Below are 20,013 nucleotides of genomic sequence, written 5' to 3'. Positions count from 1 at the left end.
CCTCCACTGGTCGGCTCAGGGTACCAGGCGCGAGCAGGATGCCATCCGGCCCGTCGCGACACCGCGATCCAGGCGTCGCCGAAGCGTCACCAAAGCGCGTGTCTTGATACGGTCGCCTCCGATACGCAAGTGGTGGAGGCCCGCCTTGTTCCCCTCCGGAGTCGCACCCCGCCCCGCGGAGCTCGCCGCCGCGGTACCCGGCGACGAACTGGTGCCCCACCCCGACGTCGTGATGGACCGCGGCTTCACCCTCCCCGCTCCGCCGGAACGGGTGTGGCCGTGGTTCGCCCAGCTCGGCAAGAACCGCGCCGGCTGGTACCTGCCCACCTCGATCGAGGCGCTCCTCCCCCGGCGCCGCCGCGCCCTGCGCCACATCGACGACGCGCTCCAGCACCTGCGCCCCGGCGACGTCATCGACGACTGGGGCGGGCGCGACGCGACGTTCGAGATCGTCACCCACGACCCGCCGCACACCCTGGTCCACCGCTCGACACGCGGGCGGCTCGAGATCAGCTGGACGATCCTCTTGACCGCCGACGGCGACGACACGCGGGTCCATCTGCGGTTCCGCCTGGCCGGAGCGCGGCATCGCCGGCTCGCCGAGTACGGCGGCGGCCTCCTGGATCTGCTGACCGTCGCGGGACTGGCCGCCGGGCTTCGGGAACGCGTCACGACCCCGCCGCGGCGGTAGCATGCGCGGATGATCGACGACGCGGCTGTCACGACCCACGTCGAACGGATCGCGGACGCTTTCATCGAGCAGGCCGGCACCCTCACGGCGGAAGTGGTGGAGGTCTACACCCGCGAGCTGCCGAACCTCGTGTTCGACGACGAAGCCGTCGTGAACCTGCTCTCGGCGAGCTTGCTGCAGAACCTCGACACCGTCCTGCGCGTCTTCCGGCACGGCATCGACCCCCACCAGGTCCGGGCGCCCGCCGCGGCGATCGAGTACGCCCGGCGGCTGGCGCAGCGCGGCACACCCGTCATCGACCTGATCCGGGCGTACTTCCTCGCCCAGAGCACGCTCATCGCCCGCGTTCCCGCCGAAGCCGTCAAGCAGTCGGTCGGCAGCGAGATGCTGGGCGCCATCATCGAGCGCTACATGGCGGGCGCCTTCGCCTTCATCGACCAGGTGACCCAGCAGGTCGTGTCCGCGTACCAAGACGAACGCGAGCACTGGCTGCTCAACCGCAGTGCGGTCCGCGCGGCGCGGGTGCGGGACCTGCTCGCCAGCGACCGAGTCGATGTGGACGCGGCCGAGAAGACGCTGGGTTACCGGCTGCGCGGACGTCATCTCGCGGCGTTCGTCTGGTTCGACGAGGCGGCTTCGGGTCGTCGTTCGCTCGAGTCGATCACCACAGCGGTCGCGGCGCACCTTCCCACTTCGGCGGCCCCGTTGATCGTTCCGGCGGACGAAGCCTGCTTGTGGGTGTGGTTCCCGCTGGCGGCGACGGCCTTCGACGACGATCTGATCCAGCGCGCGGCGGCGCTCGTCGACCCGGACGTGCGCATGGCGTTCGGCGACCCGGGTGACGGCGTCAGCGGCTTCCGCAGCAGCCACGAACAAGCCGGCCGAGTGCACGCGCTCGCGGTGCTGGCGGGGGATCATCCCGACCACTGCCTCACTTTCCGGGACGTCGGCACGCTGGCGCTGATGACCGCGGACCTCCCGGCGACGCGCAGCTGGGTCAAGGGCGCGCTCGGCGAACTCGCCACCGACGATGACCAGAACCGGCGCCTGCGGGAAACGCTTCTGGTCTTCTTGACCACCGGCGGCAGCTACACCGCCGCGGCCACCACGCTGTCCATGCACAAGAACTCGGTCCAGTACCGCGTCCGCAAGGCGGAAGAGCTGCTCGGCCACCCGATCGCCGACAACCGGCTCGAGATCGAACTGGCGCTCAAGCTCTGCCGCCACCTCGGTCAGGCACTGCTTTCCCCGGCCCGAAAGTAGATCGAAACTCTTTGCGGGGCGTCGATCCACCGTGGGAGGCTCGACGGACCGTCAAATGTTAGCGATAACATCGCGCGTCGCCAGGAGAGGTACACCATGAAAAGAACAGGTACCAGCCGGCGGATCGCCGTTCTCGCCGCCGCGGTGACGGTCGCCGCGACCGTGGTGTCGGCGGTCACCCTGGGCGCCGGCGCGGCCGCCGCCGACGTCACCGGCGCCTTGCACGGTGTCGGGTCCGGCCGGTGCCTGGACGTCCCGAACGCGAGCCAGACCGACGGGACGTACCTGCAGATCTACGACTGCTGGGGCGGTTCCGGCCAGCAGTGGACGTCGACGGCGGCCGGCCTGCTGACGGTGTTCGGCGGCAAGTGCCTGGACGTGCCGGCCAGCGCGACCACGGCCGGGACCCGGGTGCAGATCTGGACCTGCCACGGCGGAGCCAACCAGCAGTGGCGGCTGAACTCCGACGGCACGGTGGTCGGCGTGCAGTCCGGGCTCTGCCTGGACGTCACCGGCGCCGGCACGGCCAACGGCACCGCGGTGCAGCTCTGGACGTGCACCGGCGCGGGCAACCAGAAGTGGACGGGCCTGTCGACCACACCGACGACGACCACGACCGGGGGAAGCGGGAGCTGTTCGTTGCCGTCGACGTACCGCTGGTCGTCGACGGGCGTGCTCGCGACGCCCAAGAACGGCTGGGTCTCGCTCAAGGACTTCACGAACGTCGTCTACAACGGCAAGCACCTCGTCTACGCGTCGAACGTCTCGGGATCCAATTACGGCTCAATGGCTTTCAGCCCGTTCACGAACTGGTCCGACATGGGCTCGGCCGGCCAGAACGGGATGAGCCAGGCCGCGGTGGCGCCCACGCTCTTCTACTTCGCGCCGAAGAACATCTGGGTGCTGGCGTACCAGTGGGGCGCGTGGCCGTTCATCTACCGCACGTCGAGCGACCCCACCAACCCGAACGGCTGGTCGTCGCCGCAGCCGTTGTTCACCGGCAGCATCTCCGGTTCCGGCACCGGCCCGATCGACCAGACGCTGATCGCCGACGGCTCGTCGATGTACCTGTTCTTCGCCGGGGACAACGGAAAGATCTACCGGGCGAGCATGCCGATCGGCAACTTCCCTGGCAGTTTCGGGTCGTCGTACACGACCGTCCTGAGCGACTCGACGAACAACCTGTTCGAGGCGGTCGAGGTCTACAAGGTCCAGGGCCAGAACCAGTACCTCATGATCGTCGAGGCGATCGGCGCGAACGGGCGTTACTTCCGCTCGTTCACGGCGAGCAGCCTGGGCGGGTCGTGGACGCCGCAGTCCACCGGCGAAAGCAACCCCTTCGCGGGCAAGGCCAACAGCGGCGCGGGCTGGACCAACGACATCAGCCACGGTGACCTGGTCCGCACCAACCCCGACCAGACCAAGACCATCGACCCGTGCAACCTGCAACTGCTGTACCAGGGCAAGTCCCCCAGCGCGAGCGGCCCGTACGACCAGCTGCCGTGGCGGCCGGGTGTCCTGACGCTGCAACGCTAGCCGGTCCGCCTCGACGAGAAACCCAGCCGCGCGCCGGCTGGGTTTCTCAGGTGCCGCTCCGTCACGGACGAGCGCGCCAGAACCGTGCTCAGGGCGTTCGACACCGTCGTCGACGACCTGGCTCGTTGATCGCGAACATCATCTCGCCGACGTATGCGGCGAACGTGTCCATCCGGATCGACACCGCCGGCCGCCGTCCAAGCGGCCGGGCTCAGCCGCGCAGGGCGCTGCCCGCCTGCCAGGCACTCCAGCTGATGGCCCAGTCGCCGTGGCCGTTGTTGATCGCCAGTTGGGGGCCGCCCGAGTTGGTGACCTCGACGACGTCGCCGACGTTGAAGTTGTCGAAGAACCACTTGGCGTTCTCGGTGTTCATGTTGAGGCAGCCGTTCGAGACGTTGGCACTGCCCTGCACGCCGACCGTCTTCAGGTTCTCGTGCAGGTATTCGCCGTCGTTCGAGATCCGGACGTTCCAGTTCTCCGGCGCGCTGTAGTAACCGGGGTCGCCCTCGCACACGCCGTAGCTGCAGGAGTCCATGATCTTGTGCTCTTCCTTCCCCAGCACCGTGTGGGTGCCGGTGAAGGTCGGCGTCGCGCCTCGCGGCGGGGTGTCGGCGGTCTTGCCCATGCTGGTCGGCGCGGTCTTCACCAGCTGCCCGTTGTGGAACGCCTGGATCTGGTGCGTCTTGCCGTCCGCCTTGGCGATCCAGGAGTCGTGCACCTTGTACGTGGCCGAGACGTCCTGGCCGCCGTACACGCCACCCCCGATCGGCGTGCCGAAGGTCGTGGTCTCGAGCTTCACGGTCGAGCCGGCCTTCCAGTAGTCCTTGGGCCGGAAGTGCACCTCGCGCTTGCCCACCCAGTACCAGCCGCCGTCCTGAGCGGGCGAGGACGTCACCTTGAACGACTTCTCCACCGTGGCCTTGTCGGTGATGTCGTGGTCGAACTTCAGCCCCAGGATCAGGCCGACGCCGATATCGCCGGACGCCGGCTGGAAGAGCGACGGCGTGGCGACCCCGGACGGCTTGAGCGTGTGCACCTCCCCGCGCTGCTCCGTCGCCGCACCCGCCTGGTTCACCGCGGTGGCGACCACCTGGTAGGTGGCCGCGTACCGGAGGTGATCGTTGCTGGTCCACGTCGTCTTGTCCGGCGACAGCTCGCCCTTGACGGCGTTGCCGGTCTGCGGGTTCGTGACGGTGATCGCCTGCAGGGTGCCACCCGACGCCTTGACGACGATCGGGTCCTTCGGGCTCAGCTGATCCGCGGGGGCGAACGCCACCGTCGCGGCCGGCACTCCGGGCGTCGTCGCCGCGTCGGCCGCTCCGGCAGCTCCGGCCGGGTAGGCGGTTCCGACGGTCTGCCCACTGCACGCGGCCAGCACCAGGACTCCCAGGCCGAGCCCGGCGATACGGATCACTCTCACGTCCATCAGACGTCCGGGACCGCCCGAAGTTGTGCGGCGATCCCAAGCAGCTTCCGCGGCCCGCAGCACCTACTGTGGTCCGAGACTCCCAGTCCCCGCCTCGATGGAGCACCACATGGACGACAAACTGCTGTCCGAGCGGGACGCCGCACGAAGAGTGGACGACGTCACCGACGCGCTGGATCGCCTGGCCGGCACCTTCGCGGAAGAAGAGGAGCTGCTGGTCGTCCTGCAGCGAGTGTGCCGGCAGGTCATGCACGCGGTGCCGGACGCGGAGATCGCCAGCATCACGCTGCTGCGCGACGGCGCCCCGTACACCGCGACAGCGACCGGTGACAGCGCGCACCACGTCGATCAGGCCCAGTACGACGCCGGGCGCGGGCCGTGCCTGGAGGCCGCCCGGACCGGCGAACTCCAACGCGTCACGGTGACCGAGGCCGCAGAACAGTGGCCCGAGTTCGCCGCGGCCGCGAGCGAACACTCGGTCGTCGCGTACCTGTCCGCGCCGCTGTTCGTCGACCACCACTACCACGGTTCACTCAACCTCTACGACACCGGCGGCAACAGCTTCGGTGCGCTCGACGCGGCGCTGCTGGACCTCTACACCGCCGCCGCCGAATCCGCGCTGCGCAGCACCCGCCGGCACCAAGCCGCCCGCGAGACCATGGGGCAGCTCCGCACCGCGCTGACCTCTCGCGCGGTGATCGACCAGGCCAAGGGCGTCCTCATGGCCCTGCACAGCATCCAGCCCGACGACGCTTTCGAACTGCTCGTCAAGGCGTCGCAAGAGCAGAACGTGAAACTGCACGACGTCGCCGAACACTTCCTCGCCGAGGTCACGGCTTCCCCGAACCGGCAGTGACCCGGTCGGGCGCGACGAAGACGCCGGCTCGCTGCTGAACCGACGCCGTCGCCGAGCCCCGCCGCGTACGAAGGGGACCCGGTGATCAGGTACCCGGCTCCCCGGTCCGCTGAACGCGGATCCGGTTCCGACTGCCCGATCACCCGGCGTTTGTGCCCTGCCATCGGGCCGGAGACCCAGCGCACGGATGAAAGTCCCGCCAGCGGGTACACCCCCGTGTCTCGTGTGTGTGAGGCACGGAAGGGATCCGAGATGACCGATGTCCATGGGCAGACCGACGACGGCTGGGCGGCGGACCGGGTCGTGTTCCGCGCCGATCCGGGTGGCGACGGCTGGGACCGCTGTCCCGTCCCGTCGGACGGGCCGATGGCCTCCCACTTCGGGTCACTGGCCGGTGTCCTGCTGGAGGCCGAGACGCTGCACGAAGCGATGGACCAAGTGGTCGCCGCGGCGTTGCGGATCGTCCCCGAGGCCGATCTGGTCAGCATCACCCTCCGCTCCCCCGACGGCGGCTTCCACACACCGGTCAGCACCGACGAGATCGCGGAGGAACTGGACCGCATCCAGTACCGGACCGGCGAAGGTCCCTGCGTGGCGTCGGCGGAACACGACGGTCCCGGCCACGCGCTGGCGAACGACCTCGCGCACTCGGAGGCGTTCCCGGAGTTCGGCCCGCGCGCGGCCGAACTCGGCTTCGGCTCGCTCCTGGCCACGACGCTCCTCCCCGACCGCAGGTCCGACCGGGAACCGGGCGCCATCAACCTCTACAGCCGCCGGCGAGGGGCCTTCGACGACGGCGCCGTCGACCACGCGCTGATCCTCGCGGCCCACGCGTCGGTCGCACTGGCCGGAACCGCCGCGCACACCGCGGCCGCCTTGCGCGAAGAACAGCTGCGGCGCGCCATCGACAGCCGCGACGTGATCGGCCAGGCCAAAGGCATCCTGATGAACCGTCGCGGGGTGACCGCCGACGAAGCCTTCGACATCCTGCGCCGCACGTCGCAGGACCTCAACGTCAAGCTCGGCAAGCTGGCGCACACCCTCACCGAGCGACACCAGGAGCTCGACGGCTGAGGGCGGCTCGACGTCGAGTCGTTCTCAGCGAGCTGCCCGATACGCCGAGGACACGACCAAAGCCGCGCAGCGACCCAGGGAGATGTGGCGTTCGCGGGCCATCTCCCTCAGCTCGACACTCGCTCGGGCGGGCCCGAGGCCCCGGGCGGCGAGGATGGCGACCGCACGGTCGACCTCGTTGACGGGCACGGCCACCCTCTTGCGAATCCGCACTGTGCACCTTTCCGGCGGTATGACTCGGTCGGGCGCGGATACCCCGCGCGCACCCGTGGTAACCGCGGAAATCGAAGATCGGCTCAGCCGAACTCGACGACCGCCCACACCGTCTTGCCGGCGTTGTCGAGGGCCTGTCCCCAGGTGCTCGCCCACTCGCCGATCATCCGCATCCCGCTCACACCGCGGATATCGGGCGCCGGGACGAACGCGAGCGCGGAACTGCGGTCGGCGACCTTCACCACCACGCGGTCCGTCTCCACGGACAGCACGACGTGGCGGCAGCCCCCGCCGTGGAGCACGGCGTTCGACATCAGTTCGTCCACCACCAGCAGCAGCGTGCCGACCTGGTCGTCCGCGAGCTCCGGGGTGACCTGCCGCAGGGTCCAGCGGGCCCAGTCGCGGGTCCGCTCCAGGCTCTCCGAGCCGCTTCCGGGCATCAGGACGCATTGGGCCTTCGCCTGCCGCCTTTCGTCGAAGTCCATCACGGTCTGCCCGGCGTCCCGCCCCGGCCCACGGCTTTCCCGGCGCCGGGGTGGTGGGCGTCCTCCGGTTTCGCCGGGCCGCCGTCCGGCTTCGCCGGGGCGGTCTTCGGGGGCACGGCGGCGACCACACCCACGGACACCGGTTTCGCGGATCGCGACGAGGCCACCACGACGGCCGAGCCCGGGGACAAGGTGACCTGAGATGGAACCGCGGCGGACGTGGTGGGTGGTGCGGGTTCGGGTTGCCCGGCCGGGGAGTCCCCCGGATCGGCCGGCCGGGTGAGCAGCACCGCGAGCACGCCCGCCGCCGCGGCCGCCAGGACACCGGCCGCGACCGACGTCCGTCGCCGCCCGGGCGCCGGAGCGGGGAGTGCGACCGCGGTCGTGGGTTCCTCGCACAGCAACCCCGCCAGCTGCTCGGCGGTCGGCCGGTCCGCGGGGTCGCGGGCGGTCATCCGGCGCACCGCGTGCGCGAGCGCGCCGGGTGTGCCGTCGGGAATCCGCGGCGCGCGGTGCAGCCGGGCCATCGCCGATTCGGCCAGGGTGCCGGGGAATTCGCGCTGCGCGGTCAGGCATTCGAGCAGGATCAGGCCGAGGGCGTAGATGTCGGCGGGCGGGCCCGCCTGCTCACCGAGGATCTGCTCGGGCGCGAGGTACGCGGCCGTGCCGGTGACCAGCCCGGTGCCGGTGATGCGCGTGGAGTCGAGCGAGTGCGCGATGCCGAAATCGGTGATCAGCGGACCGTCCGGACCGAGCAGGACGTTCGCGGGTTTCAGGTCGCGGTGCACGATGTTCCGGGCGTGGACGTGGGCCAGCGCGTCGGCCAGCCGGAGCGCCAGTTCGCTCACCTCGTCGGCGGTGAACGGCCCGGCGAGCAAGCGCTCGGCGATGTTCTCCCCCTCGACCAGCTGCATGACCAGGTACGGCCGGTCTCCCTCGGCGCCGCTGTCGAACAACGCCACCACCCGGGGGTGGTGGACGCTGGCCAGCAGGGTCTTTTCCCGGGCCAGGCGCAGCTGCTCCGCCGCCGCCACGTGGTCGTCGTAGACCTTGACGGCGACCTCGCGGCCCAGCTCACGATCGACGGCCCGGTGGACCCGCGCGGTGGCGCCCTTGCCGATCATCGGCCCGATCTCGTAGCGACCGGCGATCACGTCCGGCAGCTCGTCGCTCATCGCAGGCACCCCATCCGGTTCGTGGTCCTATCCGTTACCCGAAAGGGGGGTCCTGGCAAACACGAGAAAGCCGTTACCTCTCAGGCCTGCGGCGGCGATCGGCCGCGTCACGCCGCAACCGGTCGGTGTGCTCGCCGATCGCGCCGACCCGTTCGGCCAGCCCGGCGTGGTCACGCTCGAGGTGCGTCCGGACCTCGGCCAAGGGCGTCAGCAGACCGGCGACGTCGTCCTCGCCCAGCGCGGCGCCGAGCCGTTCGGCACTCGCCCGCCCGGCGTCGCCGAGGTCGTCCACGACGCTGACCTGAGCGGCCAGCTGCCGGAGCACCCCCGCGTTCCGGCGCGCCCAGTCCGCCACCGCACGATCGCCGGCGCGACGACCCCGCTCGGCATCCACGCGCCCTTCGCCGGTCGACTCACCGGTCACCGCGGGCCGCACCCGGAGAAACCGGCGCTCCGCCGCCTGCCGGCTCGCCACACCCAGAGCCGGGGCGAGCTCGGCCCAGCTCACACCGCCGGCCCGCGCCGCCGCGATCAGCTCCGGCTCCCACGAACCGAGCTGCTCCCGCAAGGCCCGCAACCGGGTCAGCGCACCGAGCGCGTCGGCGGGCGCGACGCCGCCGGCCCGGGCCGCGCGCACGACATCGTCGATCCCCTGCACCGCGGGACCCCATGCGTCATCCTTCATTTCGTCATCCTATCGACGACTTCACACTTGTCATCCATAAGACGACATGTTAGAACAGTGGTGCGTGTTGACGCCAGACGAGACGACTTCCGGAGGTGGACACGGATGTTGATGCGCACCGACCCGTTCCGCGAGCTGGACCGCTTCGCCCAGCAGATGTTCGGCACCCCGGCGCAGGGGACCTGGTCCAAGCCGGCCGCGATGCCGCTGGACGCCTACCGCGCCGGCGACGAGTTCGTGGTCTGCTTCGACCTCCCCGGCGTCGATCCCGATGCCATCGAACTCGACATCGAACGCAACGTCCTGACCGTGAAGGCCGAACGACGGCCCCTGCCCGCCGGCGACGAAGTGCAGATGCAGGTGTCGGAACGGCCCTTGGGCGTGTTCTCCCGGCAGCTGTTCCTCGGCGACACCCTCGACGCCGACCGGATCGCCGCCGACTACGACCAGGGTGTGCTCACCCTGCGCATCCCGATCGCCGAGCGGGCCAAGCCCCGGCGCATCGAAGTCACCGGCGCGACGAACGATCGGCAGCAGATCCAGCCCTGATCCGGTTCCACCCGGGTGGCCGGACCGAGTGGTCCGGCCACCCTCGGCGGCACCACCATCACCCCGGCACCGGCCCGGCTCACCCGTGCCGAAACGTGGGCTCAGCGCCGGTCTTCGCCGACCCGGACCACCATCGTCCGCGCCACCAGGTCACCGAGCCGCTGGCGGCGCTCGGTCGCGGCGATGGCGACGACCGCCACCAGCCCCAGCAGCAGCCCGTCGACCGTGAGCAGCACCCAGCGGATCAGGTAGGCGCGCCCGGTCGGCTGCCCACCGCGCAGCGTCTCGACCCGCAGGCCCATCACCAGCATCCCCGGGGTGACCCCGCCGCGGCGCACCGGGACCCAGATCTGGATCACGATGTCACCGGCGAAGGAGACCGCGATGAACGTGATCAGCGGCCCCCACAGGATCAGCTTCGGCGGCACCCAACCCCACTGCAGCAACGGAATCGCGATCAGGCCGACGACAAGAGCGGCGTACACCCCGACACCGGTGGCGAGAGCCCGGTCCAGCCCGGCCTGGACGGCCCGGCGCCCCGCCATTCCCAGCCGCTCCCCCACCTCCGCCTTCCGGTCGGGCGCCGGCGATTCCGGAGCCGGCTCAACGGAGGCGGCGGTCGCGCTGAGAGCACACTCGGCGAGTCTCGCACGCCGGTCAAGCGGCGGCGGCCTCATCCGAGCAGGCCTTGCCGCCAGGCCCAGACGGCGATCTCGGTGCGGTTGCGGAGCTCGAGCTTGCGCTGGACGCTCGACAGGTGCGTCTTGACCGTCGACAAGGACACCCGGAGGTCGTCGGCGATCTCGGCGTTGGTCCGGCCCCGGGCGACCGCGAGGACCACCTCGGATTCGCGGTCCGTCAGCGGCGTCGCCACCGGCTGCGCCCGCCGCCGGGCCTTTTCGGTGAACCGGGCCAGCAGACGCACGGTGACCGACGGCGAGACCATCGCTTCGCCGCCGGCCACCGCGCGCACGGCGTCGACCAGCATCCGCGGGCCCGCGTCCTTGAGCAGGAACCCGCACGCACCGGCAACCAGTGCGGCGTAGACGTTTTCGTCGGCGTCGTAGGTCGTCACCACCACGACCCGGAGCGGCTCGGCCACCGCCGTCCCGGCGAACAGCTCGGTCGCCCGCAGACCGTCCACTTTGGGCATTCGGATGTCCATCAGGGTGACGTCGGGCCGCAGCCGCCGCGCGAGGCGGACCGCGGCTTCCCCGTCGGCGGCCTCGGCGATCACCTCGATGTCCGGCGCGGCGTCGAGCACCAGCCGGAAACCGGTGCGCACCATGAGCTGGTCGTCCGCGACGAGGACCCGGATGGTCATCAGATCCCCCGCGGCAGCGACCCGAACGGCGCGTCCTCGGCGCCGAGCGGAAGCCGGACCTCGACCCGCCAGCACGAGCCGGCCTCCCGTTCCGCGGTGAGGCCACCGCCCAGCATCGCGACGCGTTCGGTCATCCCGACGATCCCGAAGCCGCCCGGTGACGGCAGCGGTACCGCCGGGACGCCGTTGTTGCGCACCCGGAGCACCAGGTCGTCGGTCTCGACGTGCGCGGAGACCGACACGTCGGTCGCCTCCGGTGCGTGCCTGCGGACGTTGGTCAGCGCTTCGGTCACGACGCGGTGGATCGTCGTGGCCAGCTGCGCCGGCACCGGAAGCCGGTCCAGTTCCTCGGCGACGTCGATCCGGGCGGCGGAACCGGTGGCCGCGCGCACCGCGTCCCCGAGGGCGGCGCCGGACGGAGGCGGCACGTCTTCGGTGTCCCGCAACATGCCGACGAGCCGGCGCGCGGCGGCGAGCGCGGCGCCCCCGGCTTCCTCGATCTCGCGGTAGACCGCGGCGTGGTTCCCCTCGTCGGCCTTCGCTTCGGTGATCGCGCGAGCGGCCTGCACGCGGACGACGATCCCGCTCACGTGGTGGGACACCAGGTCGTGCAGTTCCCTGGCCAGCTGCAGGCGTTCCTGGCCGCGCGCCCGCTCCAGCGCGTCCCGCTGCCGTCCGTCCGCCGCCCGCAGGATGAGCCCGACCCCGAGGCACGCGCCCCAGTACGCCGCGGCGGCCACCGCCAGCAGCGCCGCCGGCACGCCGGCGCCGTACCGCAGCAGCGGCGCGGCGATCATCACCACGCCCAGCGCCGGTGCCAGCGCGAACGCGTACTTCGGTTCGAGCTTGCGGCCGGCCGAGGCGGCGAGCACCCCGGCGGCCACGATCTCCGCGACCGGCGGCTGGGTCCGGACGTGCCCGGCGAACGGCACGATCGTCCCGATCGCCGACAGCACGACGACGACGCTCCCCAGCACACCGACGTGGCGGGGGAAGCGCCGCCGCAGCACGGCCAGCACCGGGATCGCCGTCCCCGTGGACGCCAGGACCCCGGCCAGCGGGGCCAGCCCGCCACCGTCCCCACCGGGCGCCCGCAATATCAGCACGATGTCGGCGACGACCGCCGCCGCCAGCACCACGATCTCGCTGCCGAGCATGCCGCGCCGGGCTCTGGCGCCTGCTTCGCGCATGGCCGTCATGATCCGCCGATCGGCGTCAGCCCGCGCGCCGGACCCCGGCGATGTAGCGGTTGGACGGAGACAGGTAGCTGAGCACGGTCGCGACCACCGCGACCCCGCAACTCACGTAGGCCGCCCACGACGGCTGGGTGGTCAGCAGCGAAGCGGCCTGCAGCAAGGTGAACACGGTCAGCGTGACTCGGGCCCAGTTCCGGCCCGCCTTGAGCTTGAACGACAGCCACAGGTAGACGAGCGCGATGACCGCGGCGATGGCGACCGGGATGACCTGTCCGAGCAAGGTGAGCCGGTCGAGCTGGTCCGGCGCCAGCGCCGGGTTCGCGCGGCGCAGGGCCGCCTCGATTTCGTCGCGTGAGCTCAAGATGAGCAGGCCGCCGGCGATCGCGGAGACCGTGGACACCAGGAAGCCGAAGAAGGCGGCGATGATCGTGCTGGGCGGGTTCTCCCGCACCGTTTCGGTAGTCATACCGGGAAATTAGGACTCCGGACGCCCCGGCACCCGCTGAGTCGCGCCCGTCTCGTACTTTCGGCCGAGGCGCCCTTGGCTCCGGTCAGCTCCCGGCGAGAAGCTGATCGAGAACCCGGTCGAGGCCGAACCCGAACAGCTCGTCGTCCGACCACCCGGCATCGACGAACCCGGACGAGCTGAGTGTCGGGTAACGCTGCGCGGAGTCGAGGATGTGCGCGCGGACCTTGGCGATCGCGGCCGGGTCGTCCAGGCGCCGCCAGGTGGCGTCCGCCATCGACGCGCCGAGGACGAACCCGGCGAGCGTCCGCGTGGCGGCGGCGAGCTCCAGCCCCGTCAGCCCGGACCGCACGAGCGCGGCCTGGATGAACTCGGTGCGCGCCAGCACGTTGGGGCCCAGCAGCGGGCGGCCGAGCAGAGCGGGCGACCACGGGTGCGCGAGCATCGCGGCGCGCCAGCCGACGAGCAGCGTCCGCAGCCCCGCCCGGGGTTCCACGCCGGACGGGGGCACCGGCACCTCCCCGACGACGTGGTCGAGCGCGAGGTCGAGCAGGTCCTCCTTGGTCGCGACGTGCCAGTACAGCGCGGTCGAGGTCACCTCGAGCCGTTCGGCGAGCCGGCGCATCGTCAGCCGTTCCGCGCCCGCCGCGTCGAGCTCGGCGATCGCCGCCGCGATGATCCGCTCCAGGGTGAGCGGTGTGTTCCGCCTCGGCGGTCGCGGTGCCGCGTCGCGAAGCCACAGGACGTCGTCGGTCATGGTCAGTCACCTTACCCGTCGACACTTGACTTACCGGTGATAAGTTAATATAACGTCGGTAAGTCAAGCTTCCGAGCGAGCGAAGGTCCTCATGAAATCCGAAGCCGTCCCGAACCGGTGGCTCGCGCTGGTCGTCCTCAGCCTGGCCCAGCTGACGGTCATCCTGGATTCGACGATCGTCACCATCGCCCTGCCGACCGCCCAGCACGACCTGGCCTTTTCCGACGACAACCGCCAATGGGTGGTGACCGGCTACGCCCTCGCGTTCGGCAGTCTCCTGCTGCTCGGCGGCCGGCTCTGCGACCTCTACGGCCGGAAGCGGCTGTTCGTCATCGGCATGATCGGGTTCGCCGCCGCCTCGGCCCTCGGCGGCGCCGCGAGCGGGTTCGGTCTCCTGCTGGCCGCCCGGATCGCCCAGGGCGCGTTCGCCGCCGTCCTCGCCCCCGCGGCGCTGTCGATGGTGTCGGTGATCTTCGCCGACGACGCGGACGAGCGCGGCCGCGCGTTCGGCGTCTTCGGGGCGATCTCCGGCGCCGGCGGCGCGCTGGGACTGCTGCTGGGCGGCGTGCTCACCCAGAACTTCTCGTGGCGGTGGTGCCTGTACGTCAACGTCGTCATCGCGGTGGTCGCGATCGCGGGCGCGCTGGCGTTCCTCGTCGACCGCGCCCGGCCGCAGCGGACCCGGCTGGATCTCGCGGGCACCGTCCTCGCCCTGCTCGGCCTGTTCGGTGTCGTCTACGGCCTCGGCAACGCCGCTTCCCGCGGCTGGACCGACCGGTGGACGCTCGGCCCGGCCGCGCTCGGCGTGCTCCTCGTCGTCGCGTTCGTCCTGGTCGAACGGCGGGTCCGGGATCCGCTGCTGCCGCTGCGCGTGGTGCTGGACCGCGACCGGGGCGCGTCCTACCTGACGATCGGGATCTCCGGCACCGGCGGCTTCGCGGTGTTCCTCTTCGTCGCCTACTACCTCGCCGAAACCCTGAAGTTCACGCCGGTGCGGAGCGGACTGGCGTTCCTGCCCATGGTCGTCCTGGTCATGGTCGGCGCGGTGCTGCTCCCCCGCGTCGGACCCGCCCGATCGTCCCGCTCGGCAGCCTCCTCGCCGCGGTGGGCATGGTCCTGCTCACCGGTATCGACGCCGACTCGACCTACGCCGGCGGCGTGCTGCCTGCCCTGCTCGTCATCGGCCTGGGCCTCGGGATGGTCTTCGGACCGGGACAGAACGCGGCCACCAGCGGAGTCCGGCCCGGCGAAACCGGCGTCGCGTCCGCGATGGCGAACATCACCCAGCAGGTCGGCGGTTCGATCGGCCTCGCCGTGTTCAGCTCACTCGGCGCGACCGCGACGGCGAGCTACCTCACCGCCCACACCGCGACGGCGGCCGATCCCGCCACGATCGCGCAGGCGACCTTCGCCGGCTACCACTTCGTGTTCTGGATCGCCGCCGCGCTCTTCCTCACCGGCGCCGTGCTGTCCGCCGGGCTCTTCCGCCGCGGCCCCTTGGCCGTCGCCCCCGACACCGAACCCGCCATCACCCACTAGGAGACGATCACCGTGAAAGCAGTGCAGTTCAAGCAGTACGGCGGCCCCGAGGTCCTCGAGATCGTGGACCTGCCCGATCCGCACCCGGGTCCCGGCCAGGTCCGGATCAGGGTCCGGGCGGCCGGGATCAGCGCCAGCGACACGAAGATCCGCCGCGGCGAGCTCAGTTTCGGCGCCACCCTGCCGCAAACCACCGGCGCCGACGTCTCCGGCATCGTCGACGAGATCGGCGCCGACGTCTCCGACGTCTCGGTCGGCGACCGGGTCTTCGGCATCTCCGACGACCAGGCCGCGGCCGCCGAGTACGCGTTGCTCACCTTCCGGGCGCCCATCCCCCCGTCACTCGGGTTCGTCGACGCGGCCGGCCTCCCGGTCGCGCTCGAGACGGCCACCCGCGGCCTCGCCCAGCTCCACGTCACCGCCGGGACCACGCTGTTCGTCAACGGCGCTTCCGGCGGGATCGGCACCGCGGTCGTCCAGCTGGCCATCGCCCGCGGGGCACGAGTGATCGGCGCCGCCGGCGCCCGCAACAGTGGCTTCCTGACCCTGCTGGGCGCGGAACCGGTGACCTACGGGGACGGCATGGCCGACCGGGTCCGCGCCTTGGCCCCCGACGGTGTCGACGTCGCGCTCGACGTGGCCGGCAACGGCGTGCTCCCCGAGCTGATCGCCCTCGCCGGCGGCGATGCGAAGAAGGTGATCACCTTGGCCGACTTCGCGGGCGCCGAAGAGCACGGGGTGCACTTCAGCAACGGTTTCGCCGACGGCAACGCTTTCCACGCGCTGGCCGGGGTCGGCGAGCTGGTCGAAGCGGGGAAGTTCTGGCTGCCGGTCGAGCGAACCTTTCCCTGGGCCGACATCGCCGAAGCGCACCGCACCAGCGAAACCGGCCACGTGCGCGGGCGGCTGGTCCTGATTGTCCGGTGACCAGGTCGGGGTGGCACGAGTGAAGGGCGCTCGAGCGGGTATACGGAGCGTCCAGTTCCCAGGAGGTTCCATGCGCTTGCCCCACCCCCGCGGCCCGCTGAGCGCGGCGCTCGCCGACCGGCTTCTCGGCGGGACGCCGGACGACACCGCGGACGGCACCCTGCCGGACTTCGCCGAGCTGCCGGTGCTGCACGACGACGATCTGCAGCTCACCCTGTGGATCTGCTACGAACTCGGCTATCGCGGCTTCGACGACGTCGAGGCGGAGTGGGAGCACACCCCGTTCGTCGCCGGCGTGAGAAGACGAGCGGAACGGCGATGGCTGACGGGACTGCGCGACCTCGTCCCCGCGGTCGACGTGCGACCCGAGGACGTGCCGAAGGCGCTCGCCGAGCTGGTCCGGAACGACGACGGACCGTCGCTGGCGAAGTTCCTGCAGCGACGCGCGTCCGCCGCGCAGTTCCGCGAGTTCGTCGTGCACCGCTCGATCTACCACCTCAAGGAAGCGGATCCCCACAGCTGGGCCATTCCCCGCCTCACCGGTGCCGCCAAGGTGGCGCTCCTGGAGATCCAGGCCGACGAATACGGGGACGGCCGGCTGGACCGCATGCACTCCGAGCTGTTCCGCGCCACCATGCGCGGGCTCGCCCTCGACGACAGCTACGGGCACTACGTCGACGACGTCCCGGCCGTGACGCTCGCGGTGAGCAACCTGATGTCGTTCTTCGGCTTCCACCGGCGCTGGCTCGGCGCCACGCTCGGGCACCTGGCCGCGTTCGAGATGACCTCGTCGCTGCCGAACCGCCGCTACGGCAACGGATTGCGCCGGCTCGGCGGCGACGCCGACGCGACCCGGTTCTACGACGTCCACGTCGAAGCCGACGCCGTCCACGAACAGATCGCCGCCCACGACCTCTGCGGCACGTTCGCCCGGGAGAACCCCGCCGCCGCGGCCGACGTCCTCTTCGGCGCGGCGTGCGGGCTCGCCGTGGAAGCCGAGTTCGGCCGGACACTGCTGACGCACTGGGAAAGCGACCGGTCCGCGCTGCGCTCAGCGGCCACCGGCGGCGCGGAACCCGCGGACCTTGTGCGTGCCGTCACAGAACGGTTTGACGGCCGAGAGCCCGCACCGGCACAACGCGACGGTGCTCCGGCCGGGATCGATGACCTCGCCCTCCGGTGAGCGGATCTCGAAGTCGCCGCGCAGCAGCAACGGCCCGTCTTCGTACGGGGTGACGGTCGTGCGGTTCGTGTCGTCGTTCACCGGCCCCGGGTACCCCGCTCCGGGCCCGGCCAAGCCAGGAGGCCGAGGATGAAAGCCGGCACCACGATGGGCGTCGAAGAGGAGTTCCTCATCGTCGACGCCCGCACGCGAAGACCGGCGTCCCGGGCGACGGCGATCCTCGCCCGGCTCCCCGGCGACGGCACCTTCGTACCCGAGCTGTACCAATCGCAGGTCGAAGCGATCACCGGAGTGCACACCGAGCTGAGCGACGTCGGCCGCGCGCTGCACGACCAGCGTGCGGCGCTGGCCGGGGCCGCCCGCGAGGAAGGCGCGCTCGTCGTGGCGCTCGGCACGCCGCCGCTGGCCGGGGACCCACCCCGGCTGACCGACAGCCCGCGCCACCGCGCCATCGGTGACCTCTACCGAGGGGTCCTCGCCGGCTACGAGACCTGCGGCTGCCACGTCCACGTCGGCGTCCCCGACCGGGAGCACGCGGTCGCCGTGGTCGATCACCTGCGGCCCTGGCTGCCGACTTTGCTCGCGCTGTCCGGGAACTCCGCCGTCCACCACGGACGGCACACCGGCCACCAGAGCTGGCGCGTGATCCAGCAGGCCCCGCTTCCCGGTGGCGGCATCCCGCCGCGCTTCGGCGACCTCGCCACCTACGAACGCTGCCTCGGGCGCCTGGTGGACAGCGGCGTGCTCGTCGACGACCGGATGACGTTCTGGGCCGCCCGGCCGTCGGCGGTGCACCCGACCGTGGAGGTCCGGATCGCCGACGTCGCCCGGACCGTCGACGACGCAGTCCTGCAGGTCGCGCTCACCCGCGCCCTGGTCCGCACCGCGCTCGACGACCTCGGCCGCGGCGTCGAAGCGCCCGATGTGGACGGTCAGCTCGCCGCCGCGGCGCTGTGGACCGCCGCCCGCCACGGCATCCACGGACCGGGCGTCGATCCCCTGTCCGGGCGACGTGTCCCGGCCCGGGCGCTGCTCGACAAGCTGGTGGCCCACGTCCGGCCGGCGCTGGCCGGCGACGAAGCGATCACCACGGCGCTTCTCCGGCGAGCCCTCACCGGTGAAAGGGCCGAGTTCGCGCGCGACGGCCTCGACGCGATCGTCGACGCCGCCGCGCTCCCGTGTTTGTCGACTGCCACAAGGGGTAGCCGGGCAGCAGACACCCTTTCCCCCGCACCCTTGAGGAGCTGATCCCGGTATGAGCACGATCACCAAGTCCGTCGACGTCGAGGCCGACGTGACCACGGTCTACAACCAGTGGACCCAGTTCGCCGACTTCCCCCGCTTCATGGAAGGCGTCGACCACATCGAGCAGCGTGACGCCACGCACACCCACTGGACGGTCAGCGTCGCCGGCGTCACCCGCGAGTTCGACGCGACGGTCACCGAGCAGAACCCCGACGAGCGCGTCGCCTGGAAGTCCGACTCCGGCCCCGACCACGCCGGCGTCGTCACCGTGCACCGCCTCGACGACACCAGCACCCGGGTGACCGTCCAGATGGACGTCGACCCGGAGGGTTTCGTCGAGAACGTCGCCGACAAGCTCGGCATCCTCGACCGCCGCGTCCAGGGCGACCTCGACCGGTTCAAGAAGTTCATCGAAACCCGCGACGGTCACGAGACCGGCGCGTGGCGCGGCGACGTCGACCGCCCCGGTCAGCGCACCGACTGACCGAGCCGGAACCACCCACCACGCGAGGAGCCACCATGGTCGATGTGACCCGTACCTTCGACGTCGCCGCACCGCCGGAGCGAGTGCTGGACTACCTGAAGAACTTCGCCAACGCCGAAGAATGGGACCCCGGAACGGTTTCCTGCGAACCCCTCACCGCGGGCCCGGCCGACGTCGGCTCCCGATGGCGCAACGTCTCCAAGATCGCCGGCATCGAGACGGAGCTGACCTACGAGCTGACCCGGCTCGAGCCGGGCCGCGTGGTTTTCGTGGGCCACAACGACACCGCGACCTCCACCGACGACATCGGCCTCACCGCGGCCGACGGATCGGCGACGACGATCACCTACCACGCGACGATCGAGTTCCAGGGAGCGGCGAAGCTGGCGGCGCCGCTCACGAAGCTCGTGTTCGAGAAAGTCGGTGCCGACACGGAGAAGAGCCTCGTCCGGGTGTTCGGCGCCGCCGCCTGATCCCGTCGCCCCTCAGCTGAGCACGAACGAGCTGGCCCGGTCCGACCAGTTCGTCGCGAGGCAGCTGGTCAGATCGGTGCACCGGTCGATGAACGCCGACGAGGCACCGCTGATGTCGTCCACCTCGTAGTCCCGGTCGTTGTAGGACGCGGTGCACGCGTGCTCGCCGGACCAGATGTCGTACCCGCCGCTCTGGTTGCCTGGTGTGCTTGCTCAGGCTGGTGTTGCAGAAGTTCCCGGTGGCCGTGGCGGCGTTCGCCGAGACCGGTGCGGCAACGATCGTCAGGGCCATCATCACCGTGGCAGCGAAAACAAGCGTTTCATGATCGCTTCCTCCCTCAGGGCGCGGCATCGGAGCGACACCGGGAACACCAGCGGTCCACGCGCAGCTCCTCGACGCGGTTTAGCCGTCGGGCGCGACCGGTCGAACCGTCATTTACATAAACAATGAATGTAAACCTGCTAT

At 71.1% G+C, this 20,013-nt stretch carries 20 protein-coding genes and 2 pseudogenes; 12 read left to right on the top strand and 10 right to left on the bottom strand.

Going from position 1 to position 20,013, the window contains the following annotated elements; genetic code table 11:
* Positions 1 to 145 precede the first annotated feature (145 nt).
* The 3 genes from ACZ7OU_RS22850 to ACZ7OU_RS22840 all read left to right on the top strand — a co-directional run bounded on the left by ACZ7OU_RS22850 (position 146) and on the right by ACZ7OU_RS22840 (position 3,490).
* The gene (locus ACZ7OU_RS22850; protein WP_470256582.1) at positions 146 to 691 is read left to right on the top strand and encodes an SRPBCC family protein; all 546 of its coding nucleotides are present in this window, start codon (positions 146 to 148) and stop codon (positions 689 to 691) included.
* 9 nt (positions 692 to 700) lie between these two features.
* Positions 701 to 1,954, top strand: a complete 1,254-nt coding sequence (locus ACZ7OU_RS22845) for a PucR family transcriptional regulator (protein WP_470256581.1) — start codon at positions 701 to 703, stop codon at positions 1,952 to 1,954.
* A 96-nt stretch (positions 1,955 to 2,050) separates the two neighbouring features.
* The gene (locus ACZ7OU_RS22840; protein WP_470256580.1) at positions 2,051 to 3,490 is read left to right on the top strand and encodes a non-reducing end alpha-L-arabinofuranosidase family hydrolase; all 1,440 of its coding nucleotides are present in this window, start codon (positions 2,051 to 2,053) and stop codon (positions 3,488 to 3,490) included.
* 211 nt (positions 3,491 to 3,701) lie between these two features.
* On the opposite strand, the gene ACZ7OU_RS22835 is transcribed toward ACZ7OU_RS22840, so the two are convergent.
* Complete coding sequence (locus ACZ7OU_RS22835; protein WP_470256579.1) at positions 3,702 to 4,904, bottom strand: L,D-transpeptidase; 1,203 nt, start codon at positions 4,902 to 4,904, stop codon at positions 3,702 to 3,704.
* A gap of 121 nt (positions 4,905 to 5,025) precedes the next feature.
* Between ACZ7OU_RS22835 and ACZ7OU_RS22830 the strand changes: the two genes are divergently transcribed.
* Entirely contained in the window at positions 5,026 to 5,772 is a 747-nt protein-coding gene (locus tag ACZ7OU_RS22830) for an ANTAR domain-containing protein (protein ID WP_470238087.1), read from the top strand.
* Positions 5,773 to 6,024: 252 nt separating this feature from the next.
* Complete coding sequence (locus tag ACZ7OU_RS22825) at positions 6,025 to 6,846, top strand: GAF and ANTAR domain-containing protein (protein WP_470256578.1); 822 nt, start codon at positions 6,025 to 6,027, stop codon at positions 6,844 to 6,846.
* A gap of 296 nt (positions 6,847 to 7,142) precedes the next feature.
* On the opposite strand, the gene ACZ7OU_RS22820 is transcribed toward ACZ7OU_RS22825, so the two are convergent.
* The 3 genes from ACZ7OU_RS22820 to ACZ7OU_RS22810 form a co-directional block, all read right to left on the bottom strand.
* Entirely contained in the window at positions 7,143 to 7,544 is a 402-nt protein-coding gene (locus tag ACZ7OU_RS22820; RefSeq protein ID WP_470256577.1) for an ATP-binding protein, read from the bottom strand.
* Complete coding sequence (locus ACZ7OU_RS22815; protein ID WP_470238090.1) at positions 7,544 to 8,719, bottom strand: serine/threonine-protein kinase; 1,176 nt, start codon at positions 8,717 to 8,719, stop codon at positions 7,544 to 7,546. The genes ACZ7OU_RS22820 and ACZ7OU_RS22815 overlap by 1 nt, the downstream gene beginning before the upstream one ends.
* Before the next feature lie 73 nt (positions 8,720 to 8,792).
* Positions 8,793 to 9,404 carry an HSP18 transcriptional regulator gene (locus ACZ7OU_RS22810; protein WP_470238091.1) on the bottom strand — a complete coding sequence of 204 codons (612 nt, stop codon included), beginning with the start codon at positions 9,402 to 9,404 and terminating at the stop codon, positions 8,793 to 8,795.
* 105 nt (positions 9,405 to 9,509) lie between these two features.
* On the opposite strand from ACZ7OU_RS22810, the gene ACZ7OU_RS22805 reads away from it, so the two are divergent.
* A complete protein-coding gene (locus tag ACZ7OU_RS22805; protein WP_470238092.1) occupies positions 9,510 to 9,953 on the top strand; it encodes an Hsp20/alpha crystallin family protein in 444 nt (147 codons plus the stop codon).
* Positions 9,954 to 10,054: 101 nt separating this feature from the next.
* Here ACZ7OU_RS22805 and ACZ7OU_RS22800 read toward each other — a convergent pair whose 3' ends face one another.
* The 5 genes from ACZ7OU_RS22800 to ACZ7OU_RS22780 form a co-directional block, all read right to left on the bottom strand.
* Positions 10,055 to 10,498 carry an RDD family protein gene (locus ACZ7OU_RS22800; protein WP_470238093.1) on the bottom strand — a complete coding sequence of 148 codons (444 nt, stop codon included), beginning with the start codon at positions 10,496 to 10,498 and terminating at the stop codon, positions 10,055 to 10,057.
* A 128-nt stretch (positions 10,499 to 10,626) separates the two neighbouring features.
* Positions 10,627 to 11,277 (bottom strand): response regulator, encoded by a 651-nt coding sequence (locus ACZ7OU_RS22795; RefSeq protein ID WP_470256576.1) that lies wholly within the window; start codon positions 11,275 to 11,277, stop codon positions 10,627 to 10,629.
* Complete coding sequence (locus tag ACZ7OU_RS22790) at positions 11,277 to 12,467, bottom strand: sensor histidine kinase (protein ID WP_470256575.1); 1,191 nt, start codon at positions 12,465 to 12,467, stop codon at positions 11,277 to 11,279. The genes ACZ7OU_RS22795 and ACZ7OU_RS22790 overlap by 1 nt, the downstream gene beginning before the upstream one ends.
* Positions 12,468 to 12,492: 25 nt before the next feature.
* Positions 12,493 to 12,939, bottom strand: a complete 447-nt coding sequence (locus ACZ7OU_RS22785; protein ID WP_470256574.1) for a hypothetical protein — start codon at positions 12,937 to 12,939, stop codon at positions 12,493 to 12,495.
* A gap of 85 nt (positions 12,940 to 13,024) precedes the next feature.
* A complete protein-coding gene (locus tag ACZ7OU_RS22780; protein WP_470256573.1) occupies positions 13,025 to 13,696 on the bottom strand; it encodes a TetR/AcrR family transcriptional regulator in 672 nt (223 codons plus the stop codon).
* A 91-nt stretch (positions 13,697 to 13,787) separates the two neighbouring features.
* On the opposite strand from ACZ7OU_RS22780, the pseudogene ACZ7OU_RS22775 reads away from it, so the two are divergent.
* From ACZ7OU_RS22775 to ACZ7OU_RS22765, 3 genes and pseudogenes are all read left to right on the top strand, one after another.
* Positions 13,788 to 15,235 (top strand): annotated as a pseudogene (locus ACZ7OU_RS22775) (MFS transporter).
* Between the two features lie 12 nt (positions 15,236 to 15,247).
* Positions 15,248 to 16,162: an NADP-dependent oxidoreductase gene (locus tag ACZ7OU_RS22770; RefSeq protein WP_470256572.1), complete on the top strand. Its 915-nt coding sequence runs from the start codon at positions 15,248 to 15,250 to the stop codon at positions 16,160 to 16,162.
* 70 nt (positions 16,163 to 16,232) lie between these two features.
* Entirely contained in the window at positions 16,233 to 17,345 is a 1,113-nt protein-coding gene (locus tag ACZ7OU_RS22765; protein ID WP_470256571.1) for an iron-containing redox enzyme family protein, read from the top strand.
* On the opposite strand, the pseudogene ACZ7OU_RS22760 reads toward ACZ7OU_RS22765, so the two are convergent.
* Positions 17,307 to 17,426, bottom strand: a pseudogene (locus tag ACZ7OU_RS22760) (hypothetical protein); the annotation flags it as partial. The gene ACZ7OU_RS22765 and the pseudogene ACZ7OU_RS22760 sit on opposite strands and share 39 nt — an antisense overlap.
* A 48-nt stretch (positions 17,427 to 17,474) precedes the next feature.
* Here ACZ7OU_RS22760 and ACZ7OU_RS22755 point away from each other — a divergent pair.
* Genes ACZ7OU_RS22755 through ACZ7OU_RS22745 form a run of 3 tightly spaced genes read left to right on the top strand, consistent with a single transcriptional unit; the run spans position 17,475 to position 19,547 of the window.
* Positions 17,475 to 18,593, top strand: coding sequence for a carboxylate-amine ligase (locus tag ACZ7OU_RS22755; protein ID WP_470256570.1), 1,119 nt, complete (start codon positions 17,475 to 17,477; stop codon positions 18,591 to 18,593).
* A 7-nt stretch (positions 18,594 to 18,600) separates the two neighbouring features.
* Complete coding sequence (locus ACZ7OU_RS22750; RefSeq protein WP_470256569.1) at positions 18,601 to 19,074, top strand: SRPBCC family protein; 474 nt, start codon at positions 18,601 to 18,603, stop codon at positions 19,072 to 19,074.
* 35 nt (positions 19,075 to 19,109) lie between these two features.
* Entirely contained in the window at positions 19,110 to 19,547 is a 438-nt protein-coding gene (locus ACZ7OU_RS22745) for an SRPBCC family protein (protein WP_470256568.1), read from the top strand.
* The last annotated feature ends 466 nt before the right edge of the window (positions 19,548 to 20,013 follow it).

The organism is Amycolatopsis sp. NPDC114505, assembly GCF_055633615.1.
The sequence above is the reverse complement of the archived record's forward strand: the minus strand, read 5'-3'. Positions and strand labels throughout refer to the sequence as shown.